At 34.3% G+C, this 24,087-nt stretch carries 19 protein-coding genes and 2 tRNA genes; 13 read left to right on the top strand and 8 right to left on the bottom strand.

Translation table 11 applies throughout. The features are described 5' to 3' along the window. The first annotated feature begins 82 nt into the window (after positions 1-82). From BUE22_RS08285 to BUE22_RS08235, 11 genes are all read left to right on the top strand, one after another. Positions 83-571 carry an IPExxxVDY family protein gene (locus tag BUE22_RS08285; protein ID WP_042564775.1) on the top strand — a complete coding sequence of 163 codons (489 nt, stop codon included), beginning with the start codon at positions 83-85 and terminating at the stop codon, positions 569-571. 5 nt (positions 572-576) lie between these two features. Continuing rightward, positions 577-2,007 carry a pyruvate kinase gene (gene pyk, locus BUE22_RS08280; protein ID WP_073394549.1) on the top strand — a complete coding sequence of 477 codons (1,431 nt, stop codon included), beginning with the start codon at positions 577-579 and terminating at the stop codon, positions 2,005-2,007. Between the two features lie 463 nt (positions 2,008-2,470). Continuing rightward, positions 2,471-4,147 carry an arylsulfatase gene (locus BUE22_RS08275; RefSeq protein ID WP_073394548.1) on the top strand — a complete coding sequence of 559 codons (1,677 nt, stop codon included), beginning with the start codon at positions 2,471-2,473 and terminating at the stop codon, positions 4,145-4,147. 63 nt (positions 4,148-4,210) lie between these two features. Beyond that, a complete protein-coding gene (locus BUE22_RS08270) occupies positions 4,211-5,227 on the top strand; it encodes an HAD family hydrolase (protein WP_084540237.1) in 1,017 nt (338 codons plus the stop codon). 43 nt (positions 5,228-5,270) lie between these two features. Continuing rightward, positions 5,271-6,095, top strand: a complete 825-nt coding sequence (locus tag BUE22_RS08265) for a hypothetical protein (protein ID WP_073394547.1) — start codon at positions 5,271-5,273, stop codon at positions 6,093-6,095. Between the two features lie 37 nt (positions 6,096-6,132). Continuing rightward, positions 6,133-7,584, top strand: coding sequence for a DUF1254 domain-containing protein (locus tag BUE22_RS08260; RefSeq protein WP_084540244.1), 1,452 nt, complete (start codon positions 6,133-6,135; stop codon positions 7,582-7,584). Positions 7,585-7,595: 11 nt separating this feature from the next. Further along, a complete protein-coding gene (locus BUE22_RS08255) occupies positions 7,596-8,996 on the top strand; it encodes a DUF2252 domain-containing protein (RefSeq protein WP_073394546.1) in 1,401 nt (466 codons plus the stop codon). Between the two features lie 306 nt (positions 8,997-9,302). Next, a complete protein-coding gene (locus tag BUE22_RS08250) occupies positions 9,303-9,881 on the top strand; it encodes a DUF4136 domain-containing protein (RefSeq protein WP_073394545.1) in 579 nt (192 codons plus the stop codon). A 300-nt stretch (positions 9,882-10,181) separates the two neighbouring features. After that, positions 10,182-11,195, top strand: a complete 1,014-nt coding sequence (locus BUE22_RS08245; RefSeq protein ID WP_244152483.1) for a helix-turn-helix domain-containing protein — start codon at positions 10,182-10,184, stop codon at positions 11,193-11,195. 55 nt (positions 11,196-11,250) lie between these two features. Further along, on the top strand, positions 11,251-12,228 hold the full coding sequence (locus BUE22_RS08240) for a SphA family protein (RefSeq protein WP_073394543.1): 978 nt from the start codon (positions 11,251-11,253) through the stop codon (positions 12,226-12,228). Positions 12,229-12,281: 53 nt separating this feature from the next. Beyond that, positions 12,282-13,472: a BamA/TamA family outer membrane protein gene (locus tag BUE22_RS08235; RefSeq protein WP_073394542.1), complete on the top strand. Its 1,191-nt coding sequence runs from the start codon at positions 12,282-12,284 to the stop codon at positions 13,470-13,472. A gap of 60 nt (positions 13,473-13,532) precedes the next feature. Here BUE22_RS08235 and BUE22_RS08230 read toward each other — a convergent pair whose 3' ends face one another. Further along, entirely contained in the window at positions 13,533-14,399 is an 867-nt protein-coding gene (locus BUE22_RS08230) for a CPBP family intramembrane glutamic endopeptidase (protein ID WP_073394541.1), read from the bottom strand. A gap of 79 nt (positions 14,400-14,478) precedes the next feature. Further along, positions 14,479-15,276 (bottom strand): AraC family transcriptional regulator, encoded by a 798-nt coding sequence (locus tag BUE22_RS08225; RefSeq protein WP_073394540.1) that lies wholly within the window; start codon positions 15,274-15,276, stop codon positions 14,479-14,481. A gap of 433 nt (positions 15,277-15,709) precedes the next feature. On the opposite strand from BUE22_RS08225, the gene BUE22_RS08220 reads away from it, so the two are divergent. Further along, entirely contained in the window at positions 15,710-16,906 is a 1,197-nt protein-coding gene (locus BUE22_RS08220) for a C1 family peptidase (RefSeq protein ID WP_073394539.1), read from the top strand. A gap of 223 nt (positions 16,907-17,129) precedes the next feature. Here the strand turns inward: BUE22_RS08220 and BUE22_RS08215 are convergent, their stop codons facing one another. The 4 genes from BUE22_RS08215 to BUE22_RS23890 form a co-directional block, all read right to left on the bottom strand. Then, positions 17,130-17,861, bottom strand: coding sequence for a hypothetical protein (locus tag BUE22_RS08215; protein ID WP_073394538.1), 732 nt, complete (start codon positions 17,859-17,861; stop codon positions 17,130-17,132). 125 nt (positions 17,862-17,986) lie between these two features. Next, positions 17,987-18,373: an Imm10 family immunity protein gene (locus BUE22_RS08210; RefSeq protein WP_073394537.1), complete on the bottom strand. Its 387-nt coding sequence runs from the start codon at positions 18,371-18,373 to the stop codon at positions 17,987-17,989. A 15-nt stretch (positions 18,374-18,388) separates the two neighbouring features. Beyond that, positions 18,389-21,181: an RHS repeat-associated core domain-containing protein gene (locus BUE22_RS08205; protein WP_124020490.1), complete on the bottom strand. Its 2,793-nt coding sequence runs from the start codon at positions 21,179-21,181 to the stop codon at positions 18,389-18,391. Next, a complete protein-coding gene (locus BUE22_RS23890; protein WP_124020489.1) occupies positions 21,136-22,524 on the bottom strand; it encodes a DUF6531 domain-containing protein in 1,389 nt (462 codons plus the stop codon). The genes BUE22_RS08205 and BUE22_RS23890 overlap by 46 nt, the downstream gene beginning before the upstream one ends. A 316-nt stretch (positions 22,525-22,840) precedes the next feature. On the opposite strand from BUE22_RS23890, the gene BUE22_RS08200 reads away from it, so the two are divergent. After that, positions 22,841-23,554 (top strand): hypothetical protein, encoded by a 714-nt coding sequence (locus BUE22_RS08200; RefSeq protein WP_073394536.1) that lies wholly within the window; start codon positions 22,841-22,843, stop codon positions 23,552-23,554. Between the two features lie 313 nt (positions 23,555-23,867). Here the strand turns inward: BUE22_RS08200 and BUE22_RS08195 are convergent. Together BUE22_RS08195 and BUE22_RS08190 are read right to left on the bottom strand one after the other, a co-directional pair. Then, positions 23,868-23,941, bottom strand: a tRNA-Asn gene (locus BUE22_RS08195). A gap of 38 nt (positions 23,942-23,979) precedes the next feature. Beyond that, positions 23,980-24,053: transfer RNA gene (locus BUE22_RS08190), tRNA-Asn, on the bottom strand. Between the last annotated feature and the right edge of the window lie 34 nt (positions 24,054-24,087).

The following is a 24,087-nucleotide window of genomic DNA, read 5'->3' as shown; positions in this document are numbered from 1 at the left end:
TTATAAATTAACAAAAACAACCGCGTCTTAACTATTGATGCTCCAATAGAAATAGTATATTTACACCTAGATTTTTCATGATATGGCAATTCATAGATTGGATTTAGACGAATTTGACGAAATTGATTATTATTTAATGGCAATTCATACTTCGATAGAAGATTATAGATTAGCCTATTTTATCAATAAAAAACTTCCGATCAACTTAAGTAAGAGCAAAAACGAGATCCATGCTCAAACTAAGGAAGGTGAGGCAAATTTTTCTAGGTTTTATTATTATGATTCTGAGAAAGCCGTTACATGGAATCTGATTCAGAATAAAAATGAAATCATTTCAGTGAGTACAAATGATTTCCAGAATTTGTTTTCCAATGAAACAAGTGAGGTTTCAACAACAATTCATTTACTTCCTGAATTTAAAAAGGTGGATTTTTTCCTGAAAATAGAGAATAGTGAAGAGGCTATTGATTTTTCAGAAATTCAACAACAATTAAATACCATCGAGAGCATCGCAGCTATTTATGTTGTTGATACCAATAAAATAAAATCAAAGAACAATTTAATTTTTTAAAAAAAATGCTAACAAACAAAAAAACTAAAATTGTAGCTACACTTGGGCCTGCATGTAGTACGAGAGAGATTATCAAGGATATGATCGAAGCAGGGGTTAATGTGTTTAGAATCAATTTTTCGCATGCAGATTACGAAGGAGTAAAAGACAAAATTAATATCATTAGAGGCTTAAACGACGAGTTTGGTTATACAACTGCAATCCTTGGGGATTTACAGGGACCAAAACTTAGAGTTGGTGTAATGGAAGAAGGAACTGTTGTACACGATGGTGATTTAATTACTTTTACAACTGCAGAAGATATTTTAGGAACAGCACAAAAAGTGTTCATGAAATACCAAAACTTTCCAAATGATGTGAATCCTGGAGAGCGTATTTTGCTTGATGACGGAAAACTTATTTTTGAAATTATTTCTACTGATAAAAAAACTGAAGTTGTTGCTAAAGTAATTCAGGGTGGAGAATTAAAATCTAAAAAAGGAGTTAATTTACCAAACACTAAAATCTCTTTACCGGCTTTAACTGAAAAAGATATTGCAGATGCTATTTTTGCTATTGAACAAAAAGTAGACTGGATTGCGCTTTCGTTTGTAAAAACACCTCGTGATTTACAAGATTTACAAGAATTAATTGCTAAGCATTCTGAGTACAAAATTCCAATTGTTGCAAAAATTGAAATGCCGGAAGCACTTGAAAATATAGATAAAATTATTGCTTATTGTGATGGCCTTATGGTTGCCCGTGGAGATTTAGGAGTTGAACTTCCTGCACACGAAGTTCCATTGGTACAAAAAGATTTGATTCGCAGAGCAAAAACGGCTAGAATTCCTGTTATCGTTGCTACTCAAATGATGGAGACAATGATTACAAGTTTAACTCCAACAAGAGCAGAAGTAAATGACGTTGCTAACTCAGTAATGGATGGAGCAGATGCTGTAATGTTGTCTGGAGAAACTGCTACAGGAAATTATCCTGTACAAGTAATTCAAAAAATGACTCAAATTTGTGAGGCAGTTGAAGATTCTCCACTTATTCAGGTTCCGCAAAACACACCGCAAATTAAAACAAAACGTTTTGTTACTAAAACAGTTTGTCATCAGGCAGCTTTATTGGCAAATGAAATCAAAGCAAAAGCAATTTGTACTTTAACAAATAGTGGTTATACAGCTTTCCAGATTTCAGCGTGGAGACCATCAGCACATATTTTAGTATTTACTTCAAACAAAAGAATCTTAACGCAATTGAATTTATTGTGGGGAGTAAAATCATACTTCTACGATAAAGACGAAAGTACAGATGATACTGTAACTGATGTTAACGAAATTGCAGTTCAAAAAGGATACGCTTCAAAAGGAGATTATTTAATTAACCTTGCAGCAATGCCAATTAAAGATAAAGGAATGGTTAACACCATGAGAGTTTCTGAAATAGAATAATTTTCGTTTTGAAAATAAAATAAAAGCCATCAATTTGATGGCTTTTTTGCGTTAAATACTTTTTTATTTTTTAAAATTAAAACACTATATCACAATCTGAATTTATAGATATAGTCTTCCGATTGATAAAGTGTTTTTTCTACTCTTTTTTGCTTTGTCCCCTTTTTTATTTTTACAGAATGTGAAAATGCAACTAAATAAAGCATTTATGTCGTTTCATTTTATAAAATGAAACAACCTGAACCTCTTTCGATACAATTTTTCGGTTTTTTATTAATTAATTTTGAGATACTTAAAAAAAAGTTAAGAAATTTCTTGTTCAATTTTTCGAAATAATATGTAAATAATCAATCTGTATTTCACTAGACAAGAACACATTTTTTTTTAGCATTACTTAAGAAATTATTCTCTGATTTACACATTACCATATATACAAAAAGATTATTAATAAATTTTTATTACCATGAAACAAATAAATTTTAAATGGAGATTTAAGAATGCAATGTTATTTGCATTAATATGTTTTTCAGTAGTTGAAATTCAGGCGCAGAATTCAAAAAAGCCCAATATCCTAATACTTTGGGGAGATGACATTGGAACCACTAATATAAGTGCTTACAGTGATGGTATAATGGGATATACTACACCTAATATTGATCGTCTGGCAAACGAAGGATTACGTTTTTTACATTATTATGGAGAACAAAGCTGTACTGCCGGACGTGCTGCTTTATTAACAGGACAGCATGGTCTTCGTACCGGACTTACAAAGGTAGGTTTTCCGGGAGCACCTATGGGAATGAGCCAATTAGATCCATCTATTGGCGGAATTATGAAAAACTTAGGATATGTTACAGGACAGTTTGGTAAAAATCACGTTGGTGACCGAAACGAAAGCTTACCAACAGTAAATGGTTTTGACGAATTTTTTGGAAATCTGTATCACTTAAATGCCGAAGAAGAACCGGAATTGCCGGATTACCCTAAAGATGCTGAATATTTGAAAAGATTTGGACCTAGAGGAGTATTAAAATGTACTGCAACAAATGTTGATGATGCAACCACAGATCCTCGATTTGGAAGAGTTGGAAAACAAAGAATAGAAGATACGGGCCCTCTTACTAAAAAAAGAATGGAAACTGTAGATGATGAAACATCTGCAGCAGCAATCGATTTTATTAAAAGACAAACCGCTGCCGGGAAACCATTTTTCTGTTGGTTCAATGCTACACGTATGCACCTTCGTACACACGTTAGAGCAGAACATAGAGGAAAATATACTCATGGAGACAGTGAATATATTGATGGTATGATCGAGCACGATTTAACAATTGGAGATATCTTAAAAGCATTAGATGATTTAGGAATTGCTGATAATACGATTGTAGTTTATTCTACAGATAATGGTCCTCATATGAATACATGGCCTGATGGTGCGATGACGCCTTTTCGCTCAGAAAAAAATACTAACTGGGAAGGTGCGTACCGTGTTCCATGTTTAGTACGTTGGCCGGGAGTAATTAAACCGGGACAAGTTACAACTGAATTAATGTCTCACAATGACTGGATTCCAACTTTAGCATCAATTGCAGGTGAACCAGACTTAACTAATAAACTTTTAAAGGGTTACAGTGCAAACGGAAAAAATTACAAAGTGCATTTAGATGGCTTTGATCAAAGTAATTTTTTACGTGGCAAAACGCAAAAAAGTGCCAGAGATAAATTCTTTTATACAGATGATGATGGCTTATTGGTTGGTTTGAGAGAAGGTGATTATAAATATGTTTTTGCAGAACAACGTTTGGGAGGTACAATGGGAGTTTGGGCAGAACCTTTTACTAAACTGCGCCTACAAAAAATATTCAATTTGTACCAAGATCCTTTTGAAAGAGCCGATATCACTTCGAATAGTTTTTGGGAGTGGCAGTTGAATCACGTTCAGCTAATGTATGGCGCAATACAAGATGTAGTTGTATTTGCAGAAACATTTAAAGAATATCCGCCAAGATCAATTCCGCCAAGCTTCTCAGCTTATACAATTATGGAAGAGGCTATGAAAGATATTAAAGCACAGAAATATATTGAGAAAAATGTACTTCCTAAGCTAAAAGAGGATGAAGCAGCATCAAAAAAGAAATAATAATAACTTTAAAGAAACAGGATTTTAAATAGTCCTGTTTCTTTTCACTTAAATAGTATCATCATGTATAGAAATATATATATCGTGCCCCTATTTTTATTATTGCTTGTTTCTTGTAAAAAAACTGATACTGTTACAAGTACTAATTCTAATGACAGTACAGCAGTAGTTGCAACTAGCAGCGATCCGCTACCAAGCTGGAATGACGGTACAATAAAAAAAGAAATTATAGCTTATGTTACAAAAATAACCAAGGAAGGAAGCCCTGATTTTATTCCGGTAGAAAACCGAATTGCCACTTTTGATAATGACGGAACACTTTGGGCTGAAAAACCTTATGTTCAGGAATTATTTGCTTTTTACAGAGTAAAAAAAATGGTGGAAGCAAATCCTGCTTTAGCTCAAAAACAACCCTTTAAGGCAGTGATTGAAAAAGACAAAACCTTCTTTGAGAAAGGAGGTGATAAAGCGCTTATCGAATTAGTTGCTGCAACTCATACAGGTATGACCGAAGACGAGTTTGAAGCCGCTACAAAAGAGTTTTTTACAGGTGCCAAATATCCGGGAAAAAATGTTACCCTAAAACAAATCAGATATCAACCTCAATTAGAATTATTGGATTATTTGCGTGCAAATGGCTTCAAGACTTTTATTGTAACAGGTGGAACAATCGAATTAGTAAGAGCGATTTCTGCTGATTTTTACGGAATTCCCAAAGAACAAGTTGTGGGTACTTCTTTCAAATACAAATTTGATGATGCCACAAACAGCATTGTCAGAGAGCCTGCTCTTGATCTTTTTAATGATAAAGTTGGGAAACCGGTCGGAATACAGCTTCATATTGGTCAAAGACCTGTTTTTGCTTGTGGTAACGAAGGTGGTGCCGGCGATCTTGCCATGTTAAGATATTCTCAGGGAAGCAAATATCCTTCCTTTCAAATGCTGGTAAATCATAACGATTCGATTAGAGAATATAGTTATCAGGAAAAAGATAACCTTTCCTTAAATACTGCTGCTAAATATAAATATCATGTCATCAGTATGAAAGACGATTGGAAAAAAGTATTTCCGGATAAATAATCTGATTTTAATATTGATAAGAATCTTCTAAAGAAAGAAAATCATGAAAAGCCCATTGTCTAATATTTCAAACAAATATCTATACGTTACATTTTGTCTTCTTTTAAGTTATGGTGTTTTTGCGCAAGAAGAGAAAGCAGGAGCAAGCGCTCAGGAACTGGCAGATAAATTAGCCAATCCGGTGGCGAGTTTGATAAGTGTGCCATTGCAGAATAATTTAACTTATGGAATTGGTGCGTACAATGGATCAAAATACCAAATAAATATACAGCCTGTAATTCCTTTTAAATTGAGCGATAATTTAAATTTAATTACACGCTATATTCTTCCCGTGGTAGATCAACAGGATGTTACCGGAGAAAATACACATGAGTTTGGTTTAAGCGATGCAACAGTTACAGCATTTTTTGCTCCTAAAACTAAGGGAATTATCTTGGGAGTTGGTCCTGCTTTTTTGGTACCAACGGCTACAGAAAAATTTCTGGGAACAGAAAAATTTGGAATCGGTCCAAGTGTTTTGGTCATGCATCAGGGAAAAGGACTTTCGATAGGTTTTATTGCAAATCAGATATGGTCAGTGGCAGGAAATGAAGACAGGGCCGATTTTAATCAGTTTTACACACAGATATTCTTAACTCATAGTTACAAAAGCGGCGCAAGCTTGGGTATTACGTCAGAGATTACACAAAACTGGGAAGGAAATACAACACTTATAACGATTAGCCCAAATGTTGGAGCCATTACAAAATTAGGAGGCCAAACAATGCAATTTGCTGTTATGCCCTTAATACCTATTGTAGGCCATTCAAGCATAAGACCTGATTGGGGATTGAGAGCCGTTGTGGCTTTTGTATTTCCGGGTTCGTAAAAAATTGACTTTAAGTTTTTCATCAAAAACAACACAAATGAAAAAACAAATTTTATCACTTGTATTGGTAAGCTGTTTAGCTGCATGCACTCAATCTACCAAAAAAAACGAAACTGCTATTGTTGCTGATACTAGTCAGACAACAACATTTAAGCCTGTAGATTTTGAGGAACAATTAATTTATAATCGTGCCGTTGAAGCTGTTATATGGGGAATGCCTGCGGTTAATTCTGAATTGATGCACGAAAGTCTTTTAAAAGTAAAAGGAGACTATAATCAGATTATTTACTGGTCAGGATTAATTAATTCTAAAAATCAGACACTAACACCAAATCCCGATGTCATTTATATAAATCCGTTATATGATACAAGAGAAGGTCCAGTAGTTCTGGAAATTCCTGCTGTAGATGGTGTTTCGTCTTTAACAGGCAGCTTAGATGATGGCTGGCAAACCGCTATAGAAGATATTGGTCCCGCTGGTGTAGACAAAGGCAAAGGTGGTAAATACCTCATTCTTCCTCCTAATTATAAAGATGCAGTGCCTTTTGGATATATCCCAATGCCATCTTCAACTTATACAGGTTTTGCAATACTTAGATCCAATCTTACAGATGGTAGTTCAAATGATATTAAGAGAGCAATTGAGTATGGAAAAAAAGTAAAAATATATCCTCTTTCCCAAGCTGATAATCCTCCACCAACCACATTTGTAGATTTGATTGATGCTTCATTTGGAAATACTATTCCGTATAATTTACATTTTTTTGAAGTATTAAATCAGTTTATTCAACGAGAGCCTTGGTTACAAAGAGATTTAGTAATGATCGATCAGTTAAAGACAATTGGTATAGAAAAAGGAAAGACTTTTCAGGCTGATGCAAGAAGACAGGAAATTCTGAATGCAGCAATAAAAGACGCTCATAGCTGGATTGACAAGAGGTATGAAAAAATCTTTACACCTCCTTTTTATGAAGGTACAAATTGGGCACTTCCAGCGTCGCAAGATGTGGTCAAAGCTATTATGTCAAATTATCTTGCTCCTAATATTTATCCTGTTGATGAAAGAGCAATAAGCTATTCTATGGCATATTTTAGTGCAAAAAAGCTAGGTACAGGTCAGTTTTATTTAATGACTGTAAAAGATAAAAACGATCAGTCATTTGAAGGTTCAAAATTATACAAAGTGCATTTACCTGCTAAAGTTCCTGTAAAATTATATTGGTCCATAACGGCTTATGATCGTGAAACACATGCCCTTATTTTAGATATGAAATATTCAAGCCGGGCATCTACCACCCCGGGATTAAAGAAAAATCCTGACGGTTCTGTTGATATTTATTTTGGAGTCAAAGCGCCTGAAGGAAAAGAATCAAATTGGGTTCCTACAGATCCTAAAAGAAAATTTGAATTATTAGCCCGTTTCTATGGCCCTGAAAAAGGATTTTTTGATAAAACATGGAAAATGGATGATGTTGAAGAAGTGAAATAAAACTATAAGCCATGCCTGAAAAATTCGAAAATAAAACCGAGAATTTATTTGATCCCGTTGCTTCAAAAGCAGAACGGTACTCAAAAGGCACAGCAATAAGAAAAGTTATACCACGAAACGCACATCAGGAATGGAAAGCATCTGAAAACAGAAAAAATCCGGTTGACATTCTTATTGAAACAAGTGTAGGAAGAGTCGAAAGTTTGCTGCCGATACGATATAGCCGAATGATGGAATCGCCATTTTCATTTTTTCGGGGAGCAGCAGCAATTATGGCGTCAGATTTAGCACAAACTCCCACCACAGGAATTCATTTACAACTTTGCGGAGATTGTCATTTAATGAATTTTGGAGGGTTTGCAACTCCTGAGCGAAAATTGGTCTTTGATATAAATGATTTTGATGAAACATTTCCCGGACCGTGGGAATGGGATATAAAAAGACTCGCCACAAGTTTTGCAATTGCAGGAAGATGGAGAAAATTCTCGAATAAAAACTGCAAAGAATTTGCCTGGCATGTGGCCGATAGTTACAAAAGACATATGCTGGAATACAGTAAATTATCGGCACTTCAAATTTGGTATGCCGATATTGATCTGGCAGAACTTATTGAAAGAGGAGAAGATGAAGAAATAAAAGAATTTCAACATAAGCGAATAAAAAAAGCGGCGGAATATACAGCTCATGAAAAAGAATTTGCAAAAATGACTTATCAGGATGGATATCGTGCCAGAATAAAAGATGATCCGCCTTTGATTTTTCATCCAACAGGAGAAGAAGGAAAAAGAATTATCCGTGAAGTAGAAACTGCGCACAAAAAATATATGGAGTCATTACCAGATGATAAGCAGGTTTTATTAAGCAGATATACGCTGCATGACGTTGCAATGAAGGTGGTAGGTGTAGGAAGTGTGGGAACAGTTTGTGGCATAAGTTTATTAATGTCGGCAACGGGCGAACCCATTTTTTTGCAGTTTAAAGAAGCCAGACAAAGCGTATTAGAGCCAAATCTTAAAATCGAAAATAAGTATAAGCATCAGGGCGAGCGAATTGTTATGGGGCAAAAACTAATGCAATCTGCATCGGATATGCTTTTGGGATGGACGCAGGATGATCAGAACAAGTTTTTTTATATCCGCCAGCTTCGGGACGCCAAAGTAAAACCGGTTCTCGAAATTATGAAAGCCAGAAATATGGCGGATTATGCAAAAGCATGCGGCTGGGCATTAGCAAGAGCGCATGCACGAACAGGTGATCCTTCTGTATTGTCCGGTTATATAGGAAATAGTAATGAGTTTGCCAATGCAATTGCAAAATTTTCTATTTCGTATGCAGATCAAAATGATGCCGATTATACCAAAATGCTGGAAGCAATTAAAGAGGGAAGATTACCAATTTCGACAGCAATATAATTTTATAAACAACAGAAATTATTAACAACAAGAAAACATTCGGCAACAAAAAAAGAAGTATTTTTATTACATATTGAATTAATTTGTTTAAGTTTATACTTAGAAAAAGTAATCGCTTATTTGTTGCCCAACGAATTTAAAAAAAAAGATTTATCTTTGATGTTCTGCAATTATTTGTTTTCTAGCTATTTACGCCACACTCACACCGTATAAACGCCCTTTCCTCATTCTTTCACAGTTTTGAAGCATTTTTTTTAAAATAATTAGAAGTTACACTCAATTAATCATTAATTTAAATACTATAAGATGAAAAAGAAAATCACATCTATAAGAATAATCCCAATATTATTTTTGGGCCTAATTTACAGTTGCTCACCAACCGTAAATGTTACATCAGATTATGACCACGCTGCTAATTTTAGCGAATATAAAACCTTTGCCGTTTATGATTTAAAAGCACAGGAAGGACAGGTCAATCAATTAAACGTAGACCGTGTTACAAAAGCCATTCGTTCTGAAATGATCGCCAAAGGCTTTACAGAAAGTAGCACTCCTGACTTAAAAGTAAATGCAGTTTCTATCTTAAAAAATAAACAATCTGTTACGGCAAACTCTGATTTTTATGGCTATGGCGGAATGTACCGTCCATATGGATATTGGGGCGGAGGAGCCATGATGGGTGGCGGTACCACAACATTTAATACTTACGATTATGTAGATGGCTCTCTGGTAATTGATATAGTCTCTACAAAAACACAAAAATTAGTTTGGCAGGGAATAGGTAATGCACAAATTGATAATAAACCAGACAATCCCGAAGAATTTATAGCAAGTTCTGTCAAAAAAATATTGGCAGGTTTTCCTCCTGGTTTAGCCAAAAAATAAACCTTTTAAGATTTGTTAAATAGAGATTATACTTGCTTTAAGGCAGGTATAGTCTTTAACAAATAGCCATATTGAAGCAATATTAACAATTGAAACTTAAGCATGGTTGATATAGTACTTTCACTTTTCTTTTTTATAGCGACACTGGTTGGTTTTGCTACCTCCTTTATGGTTTTGTTTTCACGAAAAAATTACTCAAAAAGTTTTTTCCTTGGACTGTTCTTGTTTAGCCTTGCTGTTGTCAGTGTTTATAATTTTTATTTATCAGCTACTATTTTTAAGCATTTCCCTGATCTTTTTATGATCACAAAATCCTTTATTTTTTTGGTGGCACCTTCTGCATTTCTTTATGTCAGAACGATTTTGTTTTCAGATAAAAAAATATTTAAGAAATACGATTGGCTGCATTTTTTACCCTTTCTGGTTTATTTTGGTTTAACCATTTTTGTATGGATTGGCAATTATATTGATTTTCATGTAGTTGACTATATTTCTGTAAAAGTACAGAATCCCTTTTCTATGTTAAGTCTCACGGTTTGGTTATTGTATGCTTTTTGCCAGACAATGATGATTTTAAATTATGATTTGAAAAAATTTAAAGAAAATCATTTCCAGCGTGTAAAAATATTAAGCTGGATAAGAGTTTATAATTTGATGATTTTGTTTTTGTTTTCTACCCTTTTTGTACATTATTTTTTGATGAATCAGGTTAATAATCTTGACTTTTCCTGTTATATATTAATTTCTGCAGTACTTGTTTTTACAGTAGGCTGGCTTTATTTCAAACCTCAGGTTTTTTACGATTTTAATAATGAAATAAGTGAAGAAACAAGTAATCAGTTTAGTCTTGTTACAGATACTTCATTGGTAATAAAAACAAAAGAAATCAAAAATAGTTTGCCATTAGTAAAAGAGTTAACTCCCGATAAAAAACAGGAATATCTCGAAAAACTGGATTATATTTTTTCTACAAAAAAGCTTTTCCTGAAAAAAGATTTTGTTATTCGTGATCTGTCTGATGAAACCGGAATCTCTGTTCATCATCTTTCTAATTTAATAAATTCTGAATTTAATCTTCATTTTCAGGACTATGTCAATTTAAAAAGAATCGAATTTTTTAAAGACAAAATAAATGATCCCGAATGGAAAGATTTATCGCTTGAAGGTATGGCTTGGGGATCCGGATTTAAATCAAGAACTACATGTTTTAGGGCTTTTATAAAACATACTGGTAAATCTCCTTCAGAATATTTTAAGATAAACAGAATTAATTCTGAGAAAACAAGTTCTTCTTTTTATTTAAAAGAATCTTAGATATAGTCTGAAAAATAAAGCAATACAGGTTTCATTAATTTTTAAAATAAACAAGATGAAAACGAATTTTAATACCCGCAGACAACCAATAAAATTTATCCTTACACTTTTTCTTTTGTTGATTTATTTTACCGGAAATGCCCAGCTTAAAGGCGGACACATTCTTGGTGCAATGGGTTTACAATCCGGAACTCAGGCACCGGCTAACACTTTAAGTGTTTATGTTCCAGGTTATCTTTATGATGCTTGCTCTTTGCGCAATGCCAATGGAGATAAATCAGTTGCAAATCCTGATATCACGATGTTTATAACAGGAGCCGGAGCATCATATATAAGCGACTTTAAAATCTTTGGCGCTAATTATGGCGCTAGTATTTTATTAGCTTTTGCATCAAACACTATTCAGGGAAATTCTCTGGATGCCAAAAACTCACTTGCCTTTACAGATATGTTTGTACAACCTGTACAATTGGGCTGGCATAACAAAAGAGCCGATTTTGTGTTTAGTTACCAAATATACCTTCCTACCGGAAAATTTACTGCAGGAGCTTCTGACAATGCGGGTCTGGGAATGTTTATGAATGAATTTTCAGCAGGAACAACTCTATTCTTCAATGATAAAAAGACCTTTCATTTTTCGGCATTGGCGGCGTATGAAATAAACGGTAAAAAGAAAGATACAGATATAAAAACCGGAGATATTTTAAGTATTGAAGGAGGTTTAGGAAAAACTTTTTATTTGATGAATGCAGAAAAAACAGCACCAAAAGGAATATTAAATGCCGGAGCAATTTATTATTTACAAGGAAAAATATCACCCGACAAAATACCGGTTGGTAATTCTGTACTTGAACCTGCAAAAGACAGAATTGCAGGCATAGGAGCCGAAGTAAACTATTTTCATATAGGTTCTAAAACTTCAGCAGGATTACGCTGGGTTTCTGAATTTGAAGCTGTAAACCGTTTTCAGGGAAACACCTTTTTCCTTACACTCGCACACGTCTTTAGCCTAGCAAAAGTAGTAGAAGAATAACGATTAGAGTTGCTGTTTTTTTGTTGAAATAGGATAATCTTAAATAACTTGAAATGAGAAATACACCTTCAGATTTTATCATTAAAAAAGAAAAAATTATTCAGAGAATGGTTTTCATGTTAATGATATGCTTTTTCTCATTTCAAACTATAAGAGGACAAAAGCATCATATTAGCGTAAAAGATTCTCTTGATGGCGCATTCGATTTAAGCGATTACATTATTTATGCACATGGTTTTATTGTGGTTCCAACAATTATAACAGAACCGGCTCTGGGCGGAATTGGAGGTGCAATTGTTCCTGTTTTTCTAAAAAAACACGCACCTGTTGTTGATGAAAACGGCAAAAAACGATTTATAAATCCCGATATTACAGGAGGAATCGGAATGTACACCGAAAACAAAAGCTGGATGGTGGGCGCCTTTCGTTCCGGTACTTTAATAAAATCGAGAATATTATACCGGGTAATGGCAGGTTATGGCGACATGAACCTCTCTTTTTATGAAAATTTACCCAATGGAAACGACAAGGAATTTAAGCTCAATTTTAAGTCTACCATATTCTACACACAATGGCTGAAACAATTTAGAAATGCAAAATGGAGCGCCGGCCCACAATATTTATTGCTAAATTCTAATATAACATTGCCGGATTTAAATCTGGATCTTCCACCCTCTTTTGTCAAGCCAAAAGACATTAATAGTTTGGTAAGTCAGTTTGGTGGAGCTATTCAGTTTGATGGACGGGACAATATTTTTACCCCCGATAAAGGAATTCGCATACAATCAGATTTCTTTTGGTCTGATGATGTCATTGGAAGTGATTATGATGCCTGGCGCGTTAATCTTTCGGCAATTGGATATTATCCTGTAACCAAAAAATTAATTGGCGGACTCCGAATTGAAGGGGAACAAGCCTTTGGGAAACCACCTTTTTATCTCTTACCGGGAATTAATTTAAGAGGAATTCCCGCTGCAAGATATCAGGGAAAAACAAGTATCGTAACCGAACTCGAATTGAGATGGGATGTATACCGAAGATGGAGCCTTATGGGTTACGGTGGTCTGGCAAGTGCTTTTGATGATTGGGATCAGGCTTTTGCTAAACCCGTCGTATACAGTTACGGAACTGGTTTCAGGTATTTACTGGCACGAAAATTTAAACTCAGAATGGGTGTTGACGTCGCAAAAGGCCCGGAAGACTGGGCATATTATATTGTTTTTGGCAGTAATTGGCTTCGATAATATTAAATTGTCAGGCAGAGCGAAGTCGAAACCCTCTTCCTCACTCTCATGACTTTTAGTTTATTTTTTCCAATAAGGTTTTATAATTTTATTGTTTTTATAGCTTAAAACCAAAAATATAATGGTTCCAATAGCACAAAAAACAATCGCCTGTATCGATCCTTCCGGGCCAAATTCTCCACCGGTAATAAATTCCGGACCTTGTATTTTAGCCACTATTAAACTATTTGTTTTTTCGTTTCCGGATGTTATAGCTCCAAAAATTCCAGATTGGGTAAAATTCCATGCAAAGTGCAATGCAATTGGCACCCATAAATTACGGCTGTAAATAAAAGCAGCACCCATTAAAAAACCAGCAGTAGTAATACATATTGCCGAAATCAAAGTGACATTAGGATTTGCTAAATGTAAGACTCCAAATAATACTGAAGAAAATGTAAGCGAAAGATAGCTTCCCAGTTTTTCTTCCATAATTCTAAATATAATGCCGCGTACCAAAACTTCTTCGATAATTGCCACTGTGAACATAAGGGCAAACGGAATCAGGATAAATGAAATGGGATTGATTTTTACAACGCTATAACTTCCGTTAAGATAAATTACTAAGATTGTAAAAGATTGCAGTATAAAACCAACCGCAAATCCAATGAAAAGATTTTTGACAAGTCCTTTTGTGGCAAATTCCGTTACAACTCTTTTATCGTATTTTTTAAAGAAAAGAATATAACTAAAGATGCAGGAGAAGGAAACAAAAAATCCTTTTAAAAGGTTTCGGTAATCTTTGTCAAGCGACGTTAAGTCCAGTAATTTTACTGCAATTTGCTGCCCAATAATTACAACTGCCATAAAAGTAAGTAAAGCGAGAATAATTTTAACTACAGGAAAATTAAATATTTTTTGTTTTCTAGAAAGAGTTTGAGTTTCCATTTTGGATGTATTTAATGATTTATGATGAAGCAAATGTAGGCCGCATCAAAACCAAAAAATAGAATGAAATTTGCCTCTCTTATAATTTTTGAAATTGTTTGGGTAGAAATCCCGTTTGGTTTTTAAATGTTCTGATAAAATGACTTTGATCTGAGAATCCGCATTCAAAAGCTATTTCCGTTAAATTACCCGGATTGGATTGTATCAGCGAAAGCGAACGATTTATTTTGATCCTGCGCATGTATTCGCCCAAAGTACAGCCAAAATATTTCGGAAAATGTTTTGATATCGTAATTGGATTTAAGTTTAAAACCTGAGCCAGATCCTGCAAGTTTGGATTTTCATTCCAACAATCATTTAGTAATTCATGTAAACTCTTTACCCAAAACGGACTTTTTTCAAACCGTTCCAAATGAGCATTAGAATTCGATAATTGTGCAAATAACATGTTGATCGTGTCGCCCGAAAAAGCATCGGAAACCAGACTTTCCTTAAAAATCTTCAGTATGATAAATTTGGTAAGTGTTGCATTTTGAACCGATTTTTCGATTGTCGATTCACTTATCTGGAGTTCTTTCAACAGCTTTTCTTCTATTTCGATGTTGATGTTTTGCGACGGAAAAAGAGTATTTTGATTCAGGTGCAATTCATCGCTGTGATAAAATAACAAGGAACCCGGGCCTACTGTTTCGCTAAAGTTTTTTCTTTTTTCGGTAGTTCCGCCCTTCAGGAAAAGTGTAATATGTGCATTGTTGTGCGAATGCCAGCCCTCATAAACCTTGTTTTGATACTCCGTTTCAACAACTGCAATTCCCTGCGTATTGTCGAATATTTTTTTGGTATTGCCTAAGTATTTCTCTTTTTGGAGTTCGTACATTTTGGGTGGATGTGGCGTTGTTAGAGCAGGCAAAATACTACTTATTTAGCAAACAAGGAATAAGTTTATTTATTGATTTTAAGCATCTGCTTTTTTTATATATTTATTCGTTGGGTGAAGCAAAAAAACAATTAAACACATAGAAACATAGGTTAAAAGGGTGTAAAAAGAATACAAAAGAAACAAGTTTCCACACATAGTCTATGTTTGTTAATGCAAGTGAAACGCCTTTTTGAGTTCAATAAATGCTATGTTTCTATGTGTTAAAAATAATTACATTCAATGAGTTATATTTTGTAAGTTAATATAGCTTAACAAAAAGATTATGAAAAAATTAACGGTTATACAACGCACAAATAATGTAATATTTAATTGATTTGTAACAAAAATAAAATGTAGTAGACTAATTAGTCAACTATTTAAATCATTGATTATGTATAAAATTACGTTGAAATCAGTTTTTGTTGCGTCGGCATTTTTTGTTGGTGTCAGCAGTTCTTTTGCACAAGACGTTTTGGTTAACTCATTAAAGTTAAATGCAAGTGATAAAAGTAAAGAGAACTTTAAATTCACAGAAGAAATTAATTTAGGAACAACTTCCGTAAAAACACAAGGTTCGTCAGGAACATGCTGGAGTTACGCTACAAACTCTTTTTTAGAGTCAGAAATGATTCGTTTAGGGAAACAGCCTGTAGAATTGTCTCAAATTTACTCTGCCAGAAACGTTTATGTTGAAAAAGGAATTAATTATGTTCGCATGCATGGCGCAGTTACTTTGGGTGACGGAGGAGCTTTGCACGATGTAACCAATATGTATAAAAAATACGGAGCCGTACCAAGAGAAGTTTACACTGGTTTAAACTACGGAACCGATAAAAATAAATTTGGCGAAATGGCCGCACTTATTGAAGGTGTTTTGACTGCTGTAGTTAAAAACCCAAATGGTGAGTTAACGCCAAACTGGCAAAAAGCATACACTGCCGTTATCGATTCTTATTTAGGAAAAGTGCCGGATAATTTTACTTATAAAGGAAAAAACTATACGCCACAATCGTTTGCTAAAGAAGTGGTAGGAATTAATCCTGATGATTACGTTGAAATGTCATCTTTTACAACAGCGCCATATTACCAAAAAACAACGATGATGGTGCCGGACAACTGGTCGTTTGATCAGGTTTACAACGTAAAAGTAAACGACATGACAGATGTTATCGACAATGCGTTGAAAAAAGGATATACCGTAGCATGGGCGACAGACGTAAGCGAGAAAAGCTTTAGCTGGAAAAATGGTGTGGCATACGTACCAACAAAAAAATTCGACGACATGACCGCTGAAGAAAAGGCAGACATGTTTAACGGACCAAAACCAGAACCGGAAATTACTCCGGAAATGCGTCAGGCTGCGTTTGACAACTACACTACTACAGACGACCACGGAATGCACATTATTGGTCTTGCAAAAGATCAAACTGGAAGAGAATATTACATCGTAAAAAATTCTTGGGGAGAAACAAACGACTACAAAGGTTTCTTGTTCGTAACCAAAAATTTCGTAAAATATAAAACTACTGCCTTAATGGTAAACAAAGGAGGAATTCCTACTGAGATTGCTAAGAAGTTGGGGGTTTAATTATCCTAAGTTTTTAGAATATAGAAAAAGCGCTGCAAGTAAAATTGCGGCGCTTTTTTTATAAATCTATTTTATGATTAAATATAAATATGTAAACTTTTTTCAGGACGAGACATTTTTTTAAGTCCGGCGGGACATTTACAGCTAAGATTGAATTTTTTAACAAGATCTCTTGCTCTTTTTAATCATTTATCTGTGGCCAAAAATTCTGCGACTTCGAGCACTAATTATCATTTATAAAATCAGTTAAGGTAGATTCTATAAAATTATAAAATGAATTGTTTAATATTTTAATTTGTTTTGATCCAATATTATTTAAATATACTTCATTACTGTTTTTCTTTATTAATATTTCATCTCCATCATTATAGAGCCATAACTCCCCAATTTTAAGATATTCATCATTTTTAAAATCAATAAATTCTAAATTGAAGGTTATGCCATCAGATTGCAATAATGAAATATTAGTAAAGTAATTTATTATTTCTTCTGTTAGATATTTTGAAAAAGATTTTTGTAATATATCTTCTTTTGAAAATTCCTTTTTCACAATATCTCCATTACCACTAAAATTTTCTTTTATAGCAGAGTATAGATTGGGATATTCTTTATTTAGATTTTTAAAATTATTCTCGAAGTATATTTTGAAATCAATTTCTTCTTTTTCACTTAATTCATTAATACTTTTTTCCCAATTTAATTTATAATTATTTTCAGAACTTACTTTAAAGTCTTGATTTATAGATTTTAAAAAATCTTTTGTATTGTTTTGCGATATTAAAGTTGCTCCATCAATCCCTTGTGCCATTTTGGGTTTTATTTTTAAAAACCATCCGGGAGATATTTCTTTTTTTACTAAAAGCTCATTTTGTGACCACCAACTTATCCAATCTTCAGAAGTAATACTATTTTCACTTAATTGAACTAATTTGTCTAAAATATTTTTATTTATCATTTTACCATGAATTTATAATTCATTAGGAACATCAACTATTCCCAAATCCCCATATTCTTTTTGATTTACCCATGTACTCATTAATGATATTACCTCCAACAATCTTAGCGTTTGGTGAAAAGTTCTCAGTTTTTTATTTCAAAAGAATTACCTAAAATAATTTGTAAATAATTAATTAGTTTTTCCTTATCATATTTTTTTAAATCCAATTTCAAGATAATTTCAGATATATCAATTTCTTTTTTTACAGGAAATATGAAATCCAATATATTATTATCTAAAACTATTTTCTCACAAGCGCCATATCCAGAATTAGATTGATCATTATATTCTATATAATAATTATTCATCCCTAATTTTTCGTCTTGTGAATCAAAAGCATTTGCTCTTTGAATTATAACATAATTTTCAATGTTTTCTTCTATCTCATTATCTCCAAATGAAATCATTTTATAACCATCATCAATATTATCTGAGATATTAATTGTTTTAATTTCTAATTCTATTTTCATGTGAAATTTTATTATTTATTTGCATCCTTTTGCTTTCCAGCTATTCATTTTACCATCTTCACCTTTCCACTTATATTCTATATGTGAACCAGTAGCATTCATTTTCCCTTTACAAGAATTACACGGAGGATACTGTCCTATAATCTCCATTCTTTGTCCAGGTTCTAATTGTATTTTTTTAATTGCCCTTGCTTCAGTATGAGTTGCTAATGTGCTTTGAGGAAAACCAAGAGCTTTCTCTTCTAAAGTCATATTTCCGCTTTGGAATACTTCAGATAATACCAAATTATTATTACTATCAAAAACATTTACTATAGCGGTGTGTGTTCCTTGCCCAGAACCAAATAGACCAAAGATATCAATCCAACTATTTGGATTGTGCACATAGGCATAAAGGTTATCACTACCCACCAATCTTATTGGATCCTGACTCAAATATAACCCAGTTTCAGGATTATAGTATCTAAATCGGTTATAGTACAATCCCGTCTCTACGTCCTCATATTGACCAAGCTGCCTAAAAGGTATAAAACTTCTATCGCCTTTTAGGTCTCTTAAATGACCATAAATATCATAATCTGTTTCCCAAACAAGATTTCCTTCTTCATTATAAACTTGTATAGGGCGACCAATATAATCATTAATGATACTAAATTTCTCTTTACCTATTATCTTAGCACTTGGAACAAAACTTCCACCCTCATAGACCCAAGTAATAAGATTCTCTATTAGTTCAGCTTTATCGTAAACCAAATTATCTTCATCGACAATTACAAGTTTTGGTCTTTGTTTTAAATCATATTTCCACTCATGTATAAGAACGTTTTCATCCCAAAAATAACGATTTATTTCTTTGTCTACAATTTTTGCGGTACGTCTTCTTAATGCATCGTATTCAAAATTTATAACTTTACCATCTGGGTTTCTCACAGTTCTCAACATGCCGTTAGCTAGCCATGAATAAGTTGTGTCTCCTTGTTGCCATTGTTCGTGTAATTCTTGTAGACGGTTTTCTTCGGCTTTGTTACCAGCTAGTTTATCAAAGAAGTTTGTTGGCTTTTCAAAAAGAAGCGGTTTGGTAATATCACGGGGACTTTTGTGTATTAAATTTCCAAGCTTATCGTATTTGTAATAATATTTTTCGTCTTTAAGCAGTTTTCCGCCTTTACCGTATTTACGGTCACTGCGGTCAGTGGTTTTGTATAAATTCCCTACCGCATCAGGGGTTTTGTACAACTCTCCTTTTAAATCAGAATAGGCTTTGGCAAGGTTTCCAAAATCATCATAATCAAAATAGGTCAAACTTTGGGTCATTTGGTTTACCGCGTTTCGAAGCTGTTGGTTGGTATCCCAATTATAAAAACGTGCGCAGGTTCGTTTGCCATCGGCAAATACTTCTTGTTCTTTTTGCTTACCACTATTATTGTAACTTGTTTTTATGTGCAGTCCACCTGTGGCAAATCTTTCTATTTCCCTGCCGAGATCGTCTCTTTTCAGGGTAGTTTCCCAAGTTTGGTGCTGTTCTTTCAGTTCATTACTTTGCGCTTCTATGCGATCGAGTTGTCCTTTTTGGTTGTAATGCGTTTTTATATCAGCGCCAAGACTGGTGCTTATATTAGTGCGTTGCCCTAAAGCATTGTAAGTTGATATAAGTGTTATACCATTTTCGTTGGAATCAAGCTGTTGTTTTTGGGTTTCTTGGACAATTCTACCGTTTGTGTCGCGTTCAAAGATTATGCTTACATTTTGGTTCACAGCCTCGATCAATAACCCGTTTTTATTGTACGTAAAGGTTTCCCATGTACCATCATGGTAGTCAGCTCTTGTAATACGTCCCAATGCATCCTGTTCATATTCGATATATTTTCCGTTACCAAGATCTATCTTAGTCACTTCGCCAGCAAGATTACGGGTATAATTTTTTTCGATTCCGTCAAAAGCATTTTCTTTTATAATATAACCTGCTTTGTTTCTGGTAAAAGTATAACTTTCGAAGTCTTCGTTTGTAATTCCTTTAAGTTGTTCCATTTTGTCATAGGAAAAACATACTTTTACTCCGTCCTGCTCTCTCGTTGCAAGGCTTCCCATTGGGGTATATGTGAATTTTATATTGTTTTTACTGTCTTTTAAAGTGGTAACTTCATCATAATTATTATAGCTGAATTCTATGATGTTACTGTCTTTCTCTAAGATCTGGTGCACCCTATCAAGAGCATCATAGCTGAAATAATCTGCCATTTGCATTGGGGTATAGATCGCACGTACGCGACCACGATGGTCATACTCCCATGTTTTTAGTTTCTTCTCGTTTTCTCTCCATTCAATAAGATTGTACTGCTCGTCGTAAATTAGTTCGAGTTTGTTGCTGGTTTTGGCTACGCTCGCCAGCAGTCCGTCGTTATTATAGGTAAAATGGGTGCTGGTTTTGTCTGGTGCAATTATGGTTTTAAGCTGTTGCGGATTTTGGGTATGGTACAAATAAATGGTCTTCTGTCCTTCAGGATCAATGGCAATCGATGGTCGGTTCTCCTCATCATAAATTATCATTTCTTCTGTGCCGTCAGGATAAACTGTACCTGTTTTATTACCTTTTTCATCGTAACTGAACCCTGTGATACGGTCTTCTTGGTCGATCTCGCGGTACAATTCCATAAACTCTGTATAGTTATAAAATGTACTGTTACCCATAGGGTCTTTTATTTTTGTCACAAGCTGGCTTGGTTCGTAATAATAAGTAGTTATTGCTAGATTTGCATCGGTAACTAAATTATAACCTTCTTCGGGATGATATTCGATCCTTCCTGCCAACCTCCTTCACCCCATGTATGAATACAGCGGTTTTGCGAATCATATTCCCAATAAAAAGTTTGTCCGTTACGATCTGTTTTTTCCACCATAAGATGGTTTTGGAATTTAATAACAGTTGGTTTACCCAAAGCATCTATAATGGCAGACATGTTTTGATGCTCATCATATTCATAAGCGATCAAAAGTTCGTCTCCTTCCGGTCCCTCCAATTCTAATTTCTGGATAAGTCCGTTTATTGTGCTTACTTTTATTTCCCTGCCGGCGGTATCGATAATTTTGTTCAGGCGATATCCTGTAAATTCAAAAATAATGCACAGTCCGTCGTGATTGGTTATTTGTGTAAGCTGGTATTTTTTACCGTCAAAAAGGGTAAAATCATAAAAAAGTTTGCCGGTGTGGTCGTAAGCCTGATATCCGTCTGGGGTTCTTTTTAATGTTGTTTTTTCTTCACGATTGTAAAATTCTTCATCGGGCATCAGGGCAGAAAATCCTACTAGTCGTCCATCGTCCATACGAAGTCCCAAAGCATCTTCATCCGGATATAACTCTACAGCCCTATCATATACACAATGAACTCCATGACCAAGCCATCCGGTATACTCTGAATCTGAGTACCAATTACGTTGCCAATTAAGGGCTATCGGGCCTGTGATATCAAAATCGCTTCCTTCGTAAATCACGGCTCCGTTTATAAGATTTATAGGTTCGAACCCAAATCGACAAAGCATTTTTTTAAGTCCGGCGGGACATTTACCGCTAAGATTGAATTTTTTAACTAGACCTCTTAGTTTTTTCAATAAGGTACTAAAGCCTATACTGGCAGCCAGTCCTGTTAGCATGCCTCCCCAGTCCGGTGGATATGGACCTCCTACCATTACTGGTTTTCCTGTTGGAATAGGAAGTGAAAAGGAAGTTGGTGCAAAAAGCGTTGGCGCAAAAGGAAGCATTTTTTTGCCTATTTTGGTTTTTCCCAGCGATAGCGATAACGGAATCCCGATATCATTACAAGTCATTAGCATATGTCCTTTCGGACTCATTCTGGTACCATCTGAATAAACAGTTTCTGATGCAAAAAAATTCATGCTTTCGTGCCCAATAATAGGCATCATAAGCCATGGCGGGGTAAAAAGCGGAATATGCTGTAATGGAATAATAATTCCTCCTGTATCTGAATTTCCGCGCTTAAAACCATTTATATGCACATTAGTTCCTAAAAACGGAATATAATCGGCCGGGTCAATAACAATACCTATGTAAGGATGAAATGGATTAAATGGAGGTAGGGTGGTAAAATGAATGTCTATGCCAAGTACAATGGTTAAATGGTTATCGGTTAGTAACATAGTTAATGGTGTTGATTCGATATTCTGCTTATATATTTTTGAAAATTTTTGGCACTAGACTACAATAATGTGGTAAATATATTACAAAATAGTATCAATAAAATTTTTTATTTAAATAAAAATGTTGTTTTTCTTGCATTTTCAATAGCAGAAATATTCTGTTGGTTAGTTCCTAAAGCGTTTTGTTTCATAACTGAGGAGAAAACTACACTTAAACGTTTTTTCAGGCAATTTAAGGCAAACATAAATCATAAGTGATTCAAAATCAGTATATTTATATGACTTTTTTACGGGTAATAATCTTATTTAATCTATTATGAAAGCTTATGTACGATATTTTATAGCAACTACGTCTGTTCTTTCTTTTCATATTTACGGACAAACAACGAATGATATTGCAATGACTTCCACAAACGGAAATGCAGCTTCAAAATCTGAAACGGCACCTAAAGAAGATCTCGTTATAGTGGGTTATTATGTAGAAGAAGTTATTAATATGACTTTCGGAAAAAGAATTACAAAATACGAAGTTTCAAAATTAGATATGGTCTACACAAACGATCTGGGACCAAATAATACCAGGACAGTAACTCCGATATACAGAAAAGCCAAAGTAAAAAAAATCAATACAGCATTAGCATTACAGTCAAAAAGTATTATTGATACCAGCGCTATAAAAATAGAACCGGTCAAAGTAGAAGTAATTGCTCCTACTGAGGAACCAAAATACATAAGTATAGATATAATTGACACCTATGCAAAAGTTTTAGACAAAGGGTACAAATCTATAATGATGCTCACAAAAGTTGCAGACAAGGCTTATTTTAATGGTGATTTGGTTATGGCAGCTAAGTACTACGAAGAACTGTTTAATATGACTTCTGATTTAGAGTCAATTTACTATTATAGATACTCGCAGGCATTAAAAGCAATTAACCAAAAAGATAAGGCTGATGAAATGATGCATATGTTTGAAAGTGAAAACATTAGTAATAATGGATTGAAGGGCACTAAACTGGTTAAAAACTAAGCTTGAATATTTCAAACTGTTGAGCATTTGGCTTTTTTACCGCAGAGTGCACAAAGATTTTTTATCTTGTAGTGTTTTCACAAAACACAAAGTTCACAAAGCTAAATCAATACAAAGCTTTGCGTCCCCAGGCAGACATATAAAACAAAAAAAAGACTATCGATTGATAGTCTTTTTTTTTAAGCTCCCCCTCTTGTCCCGATAGCTATCGGGAGAACCAACCCCGATGGCTATCGGGACTCTGATTAACAAGATCCTTTGAGTAAATATCAAAAAAAATACCACTTACAAAAAATAAGTGGTATTTAATAAGCTCCCCCTCTTGGGCTCGAACCAAGGACCCTCTGATTAACAGTCAGATGCTCTAACCAACTGAGCTAAGGAGGAATCACCTTAAAGGTAAATATGTTTGCTAAAAAAAGTTGCTCCCCCTCTTGGGCTCGAACCAAGGACCCTCTGATTAACAGTCAGATGCTCTAACCAACTGAGCTAAGGAGGAAGTTGTTGCTCTTTTTAGCGAGTGCAAATATAGT

The sequence above is a fragment of the Flavobacterium pectinovorum genome (genome assembly GCF_900142715.1).
In the GTDB taxonomy this organism is placed as follows: Bacteria; Bacteroidota; Bacteroidia; order Flavobacteriales; family Flavobacteriaceae; genus Flavobacterium; species Flavobacterium pectinovorum.
This window is presented reverse-complemented; position numbering and strand designations above follow the sequence as displayed.